The organism is Microcoleus sp. B9-D4 (genome assembly GCF_036705105.1).
GTDB lineage: Bacteria > Cyanobacteriota > Cyanobacteriia > Cyanobacteriales > Microcoleaceae > Microcoleus.
In genome coordinates, this window is the sequence record NZ_JAUBTS010000018.1 from 113,701 (window position 1) to 123,507 (window position 9,807).

Here is a 9,807-nt window from a genome sequence, read left to right on the forward strand (position 1 = left end):
CGGAGTTGTAAATGCAATTTGAGTTTCTGATTCCAAGACGCCCTGTATCTTTGCAAACGAGGCCCAGAAGCAAGCTACAGGATTGGCAAGCATTTGTGCGTGCAGAAGCGTCAAAAACTTGGGTAGGAACTCCTTATTCAGGAAACGTTCATTTAACTTTAGTATACCTCTATGATACTGACCCTGTTGACACAGACAATATAATAAAGCCCATACAGGACGCACTAATTGGGTTAGTTTATGAGGATGATTCACTTGTCACAGATGTGGATTCGCATCGTCGCTCGCTTAGTGACACGTTTGACGTTGCTTTATGTCCGTCATTGTTGGTCCGTGGCATAATATCTGGCAGTGAGTGCGTTTACGTTAGAATAAATTCAGCAAAAGCATTAGAGAGTTATCTATGACCGCTACTAAATTGATACACGACAAATCAGTGTCTAAAATTTCCGACAAATACCGACAAGAAGGCTATACAGTATTGGTTGACCCTGAACCCGAACAGATCCCTTTCGATTTAGGGACATATCGTCCAAATTTGATTGTAAAAAAGAACGAAGCCGAAGGTTACATAATCGAATTCAAACGTTCGGCCAGACAAACATCCATAGACAGGTTGAAAGAAATTGCTGAAATCGTTTCTAAAAATACAGGCTGGCGTTTCTTGTTAATTACTGAAGATGCTTTACTGAAAGACGAAGAGAATGAAGTAAATCTATTATCTTGGGAAGAAGTTTTTAGTAGAAAAACACAGGGTGAACGTCTGATCTCATTAGGAGAAAATGAAGGCGCTTTTTTATCACTTTGGGGAACACTTGAAGCACTCCTGCGTAGACGAGCTGAGGAGGCTATTATTCCAATTGAAAGATTTCCAACTGTATCTCTGATTAAACATATGTATTCGCAAGGAGAACTTTCAATAGAAGAGTACGATCGAGCAATGCTACTTTTAAGCGTAAGAAACCGATTTATTCATGGATTTCAGACACCCGAAGTCAATGAGTCTGTATCTGAATTGCTCGCCCTTGTCAATGAATTAATCAGTTTATGGGCTCCACAGTTATCTCAGTCCTAAAAAGTTTGGCAATAAGTCCTGAGTTTTTTTGGTGACAGCAAAAGATGGAAAATCTAAATTTGCAGAAAAACTTAATATTTCCACAAGCAGCTTTTCAACGATTTTGGCGATCGACTTCGGGGAAAATCGGCTTAATTTTGACTGTAGCGCTGACGATCGCGGCACTGTTGGCCCCCCTACTTTCTCCTTACGATTCGGCGGTCGATCGAGATTATTTGTCGCGCTTAGTGGCTCCTAGCGCTAAACATTGGTTTGGCACCGACGGTTTGGGGCGAGATTTGTTGGTGCGGGTGTGGCACGGATTGGGGATCTCTTTACTTGTCAGCCTGGTTTCTGTGGGTGCGGGTTTAATTGTGGGAGCGCTTTTGGGGCTCGTGGCCGGGTATTTTCGGGGGTTGCTGGAAATTGCGATCGGCACTTTGGCGGATATTTTGTTAGCTTTTCCTTCGATTTTACTGGCGATCGGCGTTGTTACCGTCACCGGGCCGAGCCTGCAAAGCGTAATTATCGCCGTCAGCCTCGTGCAAATTCCGATTTACATCCGTTTAACTCGCAGTATGGTGCTGTCTCTGCGGGAACAAGAATTTGTTTTGGCTGTCAAGGCCTTGGGCGCCAGCGACTTACGGATTATTTTTCGCCACATTTTACCGGGAAGTCTCGCGCCTCTAGTGGTACAAGCAACTCTTTCGACTGGTACGGCGACACTAGAAGCTGCCGGTTTGGGTTTTTTGGGTTTGGGCGCACAGCCGCCGGTTCCTGAGTTGGGAACTATGCTTTCTGATGCTTTTAAGGGCGGATACGCTCTTTCTTCTCCTTGGACTATTTTGTTTCCCGGTTTGCTGATTACCTTGACTGTTCTTGGTTTCAACCTTTTGGGGGATGGCCTGCGAGACGTTTTAGACCCCAGAGCGAATTAGAGGGGAAGTGGGGAATTTATACTTTTGCCTTTTACCTTCTGCTTTCTTCCCTCTGCGCCCTCTGCGCCCTCTGCGGTTCATCCCCTCTTCCTTCTTCCTCACTCTAAAATCTAAAATCTAAAATCTACATATATAGTGACTTGACTGCTGTCACGATCTACGCGAAACTTTACATACAACTGATGTATTGCTTCTACCTATTAATAACTTCTGTTAAGTTGTGACTCAAAACCTATCAATTCGTCAAAATTGATATAGCGCTTTTTCAGTCAGCCAACTCTCAAGAAGCTACTTCAGGAGGCATCGTCCCTGGCTTGCTGGTGTCGGTGTCTGTTCTCAATATTCCTATTCAGTCAGCCCGCATTATGGAAACACTAGAGTTTGTGATCTATCCAGATGGCCGCGTACAGGAAACAGTCACCGGCATTGTCGGTGCTTCCTGTGCTGAGGTAACGGCTGCAATTGAAGCTCAGCTCGGCGTGGTGCTTCATCAAGAGTCAACATCTGAATATTTCACGCAAGCGCTGCATCAGTCAGCCGAAGCGACGGCCCAAGTGGCTTTTAGCGATTGGTAATTTTTTTTGTTGAGTTCACTTAAATTTTTTTGGAATCACCATGTCACACTTTAGCCAAATTAAGACCCAGATCCGCAATTTGAATTCTTTGGAAGCTGCTTTAACTGACTTGGGTATCGACTGGAAGTCTGGCCCGACTGAGGTGCGTGGCTATCGCGGCCTAACCAGCACCGCTGAGGTCGTGATTGAGCAAACAAACGGCTACGACGTAGGTTTTAGCTGGAACGGGACTGAGTATGAATTGGTGGCTGACTTGCAGTTTTGGCAGCAAGCTTGGTCTGTAGACCGTTTTCTGAATAAGGTGACTCAGCGCTATGCTTACCATACTGTGGTGAATGAAAGCGCTAAGCAGGGTTTCCAAATTTCTGAGCAAAAGCAAAATCAAGACGGTTCGCTCCGCTTGGTGGTGCAACGCTGGTGCGCTTAATAATTTTTCGAGATTTTTGCAATCTTGTCTCATCAAAGTCCGCCTGCGCGGACTTATTTACTATTGTGGGGGTCTAAATGTCTGAGCTTTCTGGACTCGGAATAGATACAGCAATTGATCGCTCTGGTTTAGAGCCGGAGTTGGGGGGGTTTTTGCGGGATGCGCCCGATCGCTCTGGTTTGGAACCAGAGTTGGGCGGTGTGTTGCGCCAAAAAGGTGTCTATGTTGATGAAATTACCTGCATCGGCTGCAAGCACTGTGCTCACGTTGCTCGCAATACTTTTTATATTGAACCGGATTACGGTCGATCGCGCGTAGTGCGACAAGACGGGGATTCTGAAGATTTGATTGCTGAGGCGATCGACACTTGTCCGGTGAATTGCATTCACTGGGTTGATTACACCGAACTCAAGAATCTGGAAGAAGAACGCAAGGATCAGGTGATTCCTGTCGTTGGTTTTCCGGTGGATATGGCGACAGTTAAGGCCGGTATTCGCCAGCGACAAAAGAATAAGTTGGGCGATCGTAAGTTCAAAGGTAGCCATTGAAATCCACAATTGCCATCCGCAGCTTGAAACCTGTGGCTCAAAAAACAAAAACAGCCCGCGCGGGCTGTTTTTATACAAAATATAACTTTCACGTTTTCGATCTCTTACTCTCAAGCGAGAGGGACTTTGTTTGACAAGAAGCGGTTTCAACCGCCGAGTGATGCGTCGCCGATTATTTCAAAGGATGGTGCTCAGCGAGAATTTTCTCAACTCTAGCTTCGTCGATTCTGGCAGTTAATGTTGATGCCTCGTTGTTATCGCGAATGGTTTTTGCTAAAGTAAAAGACGAGCCGACTGAAAAAGTTAAACCCATACCCATAAAAGCTTTCTGCCAGGGGTCTACCTGTAAATAAATGATACCTACAGTAGTTGCGGAAAGGGCAAGAATAAAAGAAACCCAGCACTGAAGTATCCAAGCATTAGTATCTTTTTGGCGTATGATTTGTTTCTGCATAGTGCCTCTAGGTCAAATATATCTTTTGGTGGATTAACTTAAAGCATAGATAGTGCGACTGAAGCGGTCAGGAGAGCAGGGGACAGTTTCGATAAGTGAACAGTGCGATCGGGCTTTTGACTAAAAATTAGAACGCTGTAGATAGGGTTTAAGGCTCTCGAAAGACTTGGTGGGAGTGGACAGTTTGAAAACTGGACTAAGGGAGATTGATTTAGTTGGATTCGTATTGTTAATTACTAGGGCCGGGGTCTATGGTTTGCTGCTGTATTTGTTGTAGCAAAGCTTGATAACGCTGTCGTTCTTGTTCAAGTTGGGCGATCGCTTCCTCTGCACGCTGCCGTTCCTGTTGAGCTTGAGCTTGAGCAAGTTCTTTTTCTTGCCGTTCCTGTTCTCTGAGTTGATCCATTTCCACAGAAGTGAGAAACCTCCGGCCATCTGGACGATAAATTTCTAGGGTATTTTCTGTCAGTTGAAAACGGATTCCCAACAGCGGACTCACCCAACCATTCATCTCGGAAATTGGTTCCAACCAATCTTCATTGCGAACAAAGCCGCTCAATTCGATGTCGTCAGGATCGTAAATGTAATATTCTTGAACTCCATAGCGCTGATAAAACAGGAGTTTTTGTCCCATTTTTCCAGCAGGGTTGCCGGGGGATAAGATTTCAAAGACGACTTGGGGAGGGATGTGATATTCTTCCCACTGTCTGTAAGAACCTCTGTCACCTTTTGGCCTGCCAAAGACTACCATTGCATCGGGTGCTTGGCGAATTTTGTTATTTCCTTGAAGGGGATACCAGAGTAAATCTCCGGCGACGAAGACTTCGGGGTTGTTGGCAAACAAGATTTCTAGATTTTCTTTAACCGTGACAATCCAGCGGAATTGTTTGGTATTGTCTGCCATTGGTTCTCCGTCGCTCTCTGGGTAGATGATTTCTGGTTTGGTTTCAGGGGTGAGTTGTTGTACCATGCTGTTTGATGGTTGGGCGTGCTGATTTTAGTATAACTTTTGAGGGTTGGAGAGGTTGGAGAGGGCGATCGCTTTTTTGTGGTGGTATGAAAAACATACTCCTTCACAGTGCTGCGGGAGTATTTAAAACAAATCCTGTGTCATCATGTCAGTAGAATTTATAGTGATTTGTTTCGTGTTTTGAGAAACTTAATCACCCACAGGCTCGTTTAGAAGTGGAGTAATCAATTCAGGGTTCTTGACAAGTTCGTCTAGGTACTCTACTAGGTCGTCAATATTATACGATCCTGTAGAATTGTTGAAGTCATAATTTTCCAACACTGTTGTTATAACTCCTAATATTTTTTTCCTTTGAGATTCTTTGCAGTCCAGTGTAGCTGGAACGCAATCTTGCACAGTAATCAAAACACTCTTTACCAGTTCTTTGAGTTTGTTTTGAACTTTTGCAATACTTTCAAAATCTCTACGTGCTCGCTCGCTAGGTTTATTTGGCAATCCTTCTACTCGGCTCAACGCTGGTCTAACAATTTTTACAGAGGCTTGAAATAACTCCATTTTTCTCTCCCTATGAATTGATTTTTTTCTTAATTGACTGAAAAATTATGCAGTAAACGCTAAATCTCATTCACTTCTAGTTTTTTGGCAAATAGTACGGCTCTCCTGACCTTCCGACGATAATTTATCATGTGTCTGGAAATATTGTGACAAAAAATCACAACTATATTTTAACAGGTTTTTTGCTTTGGAATCAAAGTGTATAGAATTCTTTATTTTCCATAGCTTTACTGTTTTGTCTTCGCTGGCTGAGGCAATAACTATTTCACCTCTCGAAGCTAGATTAAAACTTAATGACATAACTTCATCATGATGACCTTCGAGCTTTTCTTGACGAGGAGTACCATCTAAATTCCACAGTTTTACTGTTCCATCAACAAGGGCAGCAGCGATCGTATTATTTTCTTTTGCACTAAAGGCTAATCCCTGTATTTGAGTACCCGACTTAACAGTAGTTATTTCCTGATTTGTTCTCATATTCCACAATTTAATGTTCCCATCGTAATCGCTAGAGGCAAGAAGAGTACCATCTCCACTAAACTTTACAAAGGTAACTCGAACTCGATCTTGACCTCTATTATCATGTTTGCCAATAGTTATAGTTCTAGGCTCATTGTTCTTACGTTTTATCTTCCATATATTAACCTTATTATCATTTCCAACAAAAGCAACTTTTGAACCGTCTGGACTAAAGTCTAGTCTTAGAAGTTTTCCTTGATTAGTCAAAGAGTCAATTTCTTTGCCTGTTGTAACATCCCATAGCCTTACAGTACCATCTCCACTACAAGAAACAACTGTGTTTTTAACTGGACTCCAATTTACGTCATAGACTGCATCTGTATGACCAGTAAGATTTTTGATAAACTTTCCGCTAGCATCCCAAATTTTAACTACTTTATCGCGACCAGCAGAGGCAATGGCACCGTCATGGCTATAGTCTATACTCCAAACTACCTGTTTGTGTCCTAATGTTTTAGACAAGGATTGCCAAAATTTTCCTTCAGCAGTCCATATATTTATAGAACCATCCATACTCCCAGTAGCAATAGTTTGACCATTTGGGCTAAAATTCACAACTGTAAGGGGTTGACTATGTTCTAATCGATTGTATTCCCGCACTTTAGCGATTACAGACTTAAGCTCATCCGGAACTACCGCATCTTTACCCTTAAGTTTTTCTAAGGCAGAGAGTGCTTTAATTCCAGCTATCATTGCCCCAAGTTGATCTTGATTATTAAATAATGTTTGGGGTGTAGATATCAAGGTTCCAACAGTCATTGCTTCTTGTTCTACAATCTGTCTTTGACGTAGTTGTGCTATTATTCCGAATCCTAGCGTGAAAACTGCAAATACACCCGTAATAATCGCTAACCTCGTTCTGTGCTTTTGAACTCTTACTCTAGCTTCTGCTTCTCTCGTTCTTGCCGCTTCTGCATTCGCTTTGTCCTCGGCCGCGAGCGCTCTTTCCATCTGAGCTATAGTTTTAGCTCTTTCCTCTTCAGCTCTTGCCGCTTCGACTTTAGCGTTAGCTTCGGCAAGTTCTCGCAGTTGCCGCTCTTGTTCTAATTGAGCTTGAATCTGCCGATCGCGCCTACCCACACTCTTCCGCAAAAACTCCCTCTCATCCTCAGTCAAATGCCGCTGCACCCTCTTCTCCCACTCCTCAACCTCCGCCAATCGCGCACCCGTCAACAGCGCATCATCTGACTTACCATAAGTTTCTTCCCACTCCCGACAAGCTACCTCTAAGCGCCGACAAATCCGAATATTCTCCAGATCCTCTTCAATCCAATCACTCAGTAACTTCCACCGACACAACAGAGCTTCGTGAGCCACTTCCACCGTGTTTTCATCCACAATAATTAAACGCTGCTGCGCCCCAGCCAACAGCCCAATTACCCGCTCTAACTGCTCTGGAGAATCCGCGATCGCCCTCAGTCTATCCCAATCAACCCGCCGGCGCGTTACCTCCGTACCCTCACCCAACTGCACCAATTCCATAAACAGTTTGCGTACAAAAGTGCGATCGCCATCACTAAGACTTTGGTAGATCACATTAGCTCGATTTTCCAAAGCCCCTTGAACGCCGCCAATTTCTTCATAGCCTTTTTTCGTCAGTAAGGGCTCTGATGATTCTGTTTTTTCTATGCAGACTCGCCACAACTCCTTCAAAGCATATTGTAACAACGGTAATGCTCCCGCTTGACCGGCCACATCTTGGGCAATTTGGGATACTAACCCACGCTCAAATTTTACCCCGTGCAGTTGGGCCGGTTTCTCGATCGCCTCTGGCAACTCTTCAATCCCTAGCGACTTCACAATATAAGTTGTAGTCGGAATATGATTGATCAAACTTAAAACCTCTGGATAATTAGCACAGCGAATTAAAAAATCTCCACGAAGTGCAATAATCATCCGGCTCTTTCGCTCAGTATCATTCATCTCCTTTACGATCAGGCGGATAAAACTCTGTCGCTCGGCTTCATCTTCACAGAGAGTAAATATCTCCTCAAACTGATCTATAAAAATTACAAAAAGCTGATTCTGCTCTCGATGTCGAGCTAGAATCTCCACCAGTTTTCCGAGGGGGTGTTTTCCAGGAGTAAAAGATTCAACCGGCCACTGACTGCTGCCAGGAATTCTATCCTGACTTAACTGTGGCAGCAATCCCGCTTTAATTAAAGAAGATTTGCCAGAACCAGAATAGCCGAGAACGGATAAAAAACGGCTATTTGTCAGGTGAGTAATCAGTGTCCGAACTGCTTCTTCCCGCCCACAAAAATACTTCTCTTGTTCAGCTTCAAAAGCAGAGAGTCCCAGATAGGGATTTGTGCGATCGAAAGTAATTTCAGTAGCCGAAGTCTCTAGTTGCGGATACGTTACCAGAGTAATGCAGCGGCCCCAGCCCATACGAATCGCTTCTTGCCCCCACTGAGTGCCCTTAAGTTCATTGCTGATATAATCAAATAGGCGATCGCCACTGACCTGCCCATTTCTACTAGCATTTTCCGATGCCAAACCCTTCAGCAAAGCTCCTGTAAAAATGGCGTGCGCTTCCCCAGCCAAAGCTTTTACAGTCTCAAAACTCCGGCAAGCCGTAATTAAATAATAATCCTTTTGTGTACTGAAAGCGGTTAAAGTTTGTTGCACTAGCTGACTTTCAAGAAAATATCCACTATGACAGCAGTCCAACAACATTACCAAACTGCTCATATCTGACTTCTTAATTAGCCGATTGAGGCTTGACAAATCAATCCCGTATTTATAATTGACCACCTGTCTTCCCACGACTTCCACTTGACAGTCAGAAGTAGCCAATGCTCCTTTTTGCTCCCCCAAGTTATCAAAAAAAGTCAGACCGTGACCGGCAAAATAAATCAGTACATCACTTTTCGTACCTTGTTCCAAGAGCAAAGTTTGCAGAGCTTCACATACCTCATCAGCAGAAACACTTTTTTGCGGTGCTACTTCAAAACGTTGGGTCTCAGCGTTCCAGCGATGTGGCAGTCGAGTAACAGTATACTGGCCATATTCCTCTAATACCCGTGCAACAACTTCAGCATCAGTAGCCGCTTTAGAGAGGGGTTTGAGGTTGGAGCTTTGATACTGAGCAATACCAATAACAAGGGCGTAACGAGCCATTTAGTTCAACCTGGATTTAAAAAAATACTGCCTTAGTTGACACGCACCCTAAATAGCTGTTTTAATTCTATCGCTAGAATAACTCAACTTTCTGGAAGCAAGCTCGATCTTTAAGCAAACTCTACATAAACTTAACAAAAGGTAACATTATGTCAGAATTACAGCGTTTCGCTTTTAAAGCAGATGGTGAAGTATACGAATTCACAATTGACGAAGCTGCAACCTCACAGGAGGATAGTCCTTTTGACGAAGAGAGGGACGTGCGAAGCGATGCGATTAACCGGATGCAGCAAGCTCGCGTGCTAATTCGCAGTTATGCTATGTATGCTGTCACGGCTTTTAAAGATTTTGGTGCGGCTGAGGTTGAAGAACTAACACTGAAATTTGGTATCAAAATGGGTGGCAAAGCTGGCATCCCTTACATTACGGAAGGTTCAGCAGAAGGCAACTTAGAAATTGAGGTAAAGTGCAAGTTTCCTAAATCTACTGCAAGCGAAAAGTCTTAAACCGTTCTTAATCCTTAATCGCAGCTAATTAAGTAAACCCAACTAAGGAATGAGAATTAAATAACTTCCACAATTTTGTGGGATGGGCGTCCCGCCCGTCCAAAAAGGACGGGCGGGACGCCCATCCCACAATAACAA

General features: G+C 43.8%; 11 protein-coding genes. 7 read left to right on the forward strand and 4 right to left on the reverse strand.

The window, feature by feature from the left end:
* The first annotated feature begins 11 nt into the window (after positions 1-11).
* The 6 genes from QUB24_RS13730 (at position 12) to QUB24_RS13755 (ending at position 3,542) form a co-directional block, all read left to right on the forward strand.
* Positions 12-407 (forward strand): RusA family crossover junction endodeoxyribonuclease, encoded by a 396-nt coding sequence (locus tag QUB24_RS13730; RefSeq protein WP_333153713.1) that lies wholly within the window; start codon positions 12-14, stop codon positions 405-407.
* Positions 404-1,075, forward strand: a complete 672-nt coding sequence (locus QUB24_RS13735; protein ID WP_333153714.1) for a hypothetical protein — start codon at positions 404-406, stop codon at positions 1,073-1,075. The genes QUB24_RS13730 and QUB24_RS13735 overlap by 4 nt, the downstream gene beginning before the upstream one ends.
* Before the next feature lie 44 nt (positions 1,076-1,119).
* Positions 1,120-1,992 (forward strand): ABC transporter permease, encoded by an 873-nt coding sequence (locus tag QUB24_RS13740; protein ID WP_333153715.1) that lies wholly within the window; start codon positions 1,120-1,122, stop codon positions 1,990-1,992.
* Positions 1,993-2,357: 365 nt separating this feature from the next.
* Entirely contained in the window at positions 2,358-2,567 is a 210-nt protein-coding gene (locus tag QUB24_RS13745) for a DUF2997 domain-containing protein (protein ID WP_015176940.1), read from the forward strand.
* A 40-nt stretch (positions 2,568-2,607) separates the two neighbouring features.
* A complete protein-coding gene (locus QUB24_RS13750) occupies positions 2,608-2,994 on the forward strand; it encodes a DUF1257 domain-containing protein (RefSeq protein WP_333051955.1) in 387 nt (128 codons plus the stop codon).
* Between the two features lie 77 nt (positions 2,995-3,071).
* Positions 3,072-3,542, forward strand: a complete 471-nt coding sequence (locus QUB24_RS13755; RefSeq protein ID WP_333153716.1) for a ferredoxin — start codon at positions 3,072-3,074, stop codon at positions 3,540-3,542.
* A gap of 172 nt (positions 3,543-3,714) precedes the next feature.
* Here the strand turns inward: QUB24_RS13755 and QUB24_RS13760 are convergent, their stop codons facing one another.
* The 4 genes from QUB24_RS13760 to QUB24_RS13775 form a co-directional block, all read right to left on the reverse strand.
* Positions 3,715-3,996, reverse strand: a complete 282-nt coding sequence (locus QUB24_RS13760) for a YiaA/YiaB family inner membrane protein (RefSeq protein WP_015176943.1) — start codon at positions 3,994-3,996, stop codon at positions 3,715-3,717.
* Between the two features lie 229 nt (positions 3,997-4,225).
* On the reverse strand, positions 4,226-4,966 hold the full coding sequence (locus QUB24_RS13765) for a Uma2 family endonuclease (RefSeq protein ID WP_333153717.1): 741 nt from the start codon (positions 4,964-4,966) through the stop codon (positions 4,226-4,228).
* Positions 4,967-5,155: 189 nt separating this feature from the next.
* Positions 5,156-5,521: a hypothetical protein gene (locus QUB24_RS13770; RefSeq protein ID WP_333153718.1), complete on the reverse strand. Its 366-nt coding sequence runs from the start codon at positions 5,519-5,521 to the stop codon at positions 5,156-5,158.
* Between the two features lie 66 nt (positions 5,522-5,587).
* Positions 5,588-9,163 carry an nSTAND1 domain-containing NTPase gene (locus QUB24_RS13775; protein WP_333153719.1) on the reverse strand — a complete coding sequence of 1,192 codons (3,576 nt, stop codon included), beginning with the start codon at positions 9,161-9,163 and terminating at the stop codon, positions 5,588-5,590.
* A gap of 149 nt (positions 9,164-9,312) precedes the next feature.
* Between QUB24_RS13775 and QUB24_RS13780 the strand changes: the two genes are divergently transcribed.
* Positions 9,313-9,669: a CU044_2847 family protein gene (locus tag QUB24_RS13780; protein ID WP_333153720.1), complete on the forward strand. Its 357-nt coding sequence runs from the start codon at positions 9,313-9,315 to the stop codon at positions 9,667-9,669.
* The last annotated feature ends 138 nt before the right edge of the window (positions 9,670-9,807 follow it).

Excerpts from the sequence above, each read along its gene's own strand:
- QUB24_RS13730 (WP_333153713.1), top strand. The coding sequence starts at position 12 with ATGCAATTTGAGTTTCTGATTCCAAGACGCCCTGTATCTTTGCAAACG.
- QUB24_RS13735 (WP_333153714.1), top strand. The coding sequence starts at position 404 with ATGACCGCTACTAAATTGATACACGACAAATCAGTGTCTAAAATTTCC.
- QUB24_RS13740 (WP_333153715.1), top strand. The coding sequence starts at position 1,120 with ATGGAAAATCTAAATTTGCAGAAAAACTTAATATTTCCACAAGCAGCT.
- QUB24_RS13745 (WP_015176940.1), top strand. The coding sequence starts at position 2,358 with ATGGAAACACTAGAGTTTGTGATCTATCCAGATGGCCGCGTACAGGAA.
- QUB24_RS13750 (WP_333051955.1), top strand. The coding sequence starts at position 2,608 with ATGTCACACTTTAGCCAAATTAAGACCCAGATCCGCAATTTGAATTCT.
- QUB24_RS13755 (WP_333153716.1), top strand. The coding sequence starts at position 3,072 with ATGTCTGAGCTTTCTGGACTCGGAATAGATACAGCAATTGATCGCTCT.
- QUB24_RS13760 (WP_015176943.1), bottom strand. The coding sequence starts at position 3,996 with ATGCAGAAACAAATCATACGCCAAAAAGATACTAATGCTTGGATACTT.
- QUB24_RS13765 (WP_333153717.1), bottom strand. The coding sequence starts at position 4,966 with ATGGTACAACAACTCACCCCTGAAACCAAACCAGAAATCATCTACCCA.
- QUB24_RS13770 (WP_333153718.1), bottom strand. The coding sequence starts at position 5,521 with ATGGAGTTATTTCAAGCCTCTGTAAAAATTGTTAGACCAGCGTTGAGC.
- QUB24_RS13775 (WP_333153719.1), bottom strand. The coding sequence starts at position 9,163 with ATGGCTCGTTACGCCCTTGTTATTGGTATTGCTCAGTATCAAAGCTCC.
- QUB24_RS13780 (WP_333153720.1), top strand. The coding sequence starts at position 9,313 with ATGTCAGAATTACAGCGTTTCGCTTTTAAAGCAGATGGTGAAGTATAC.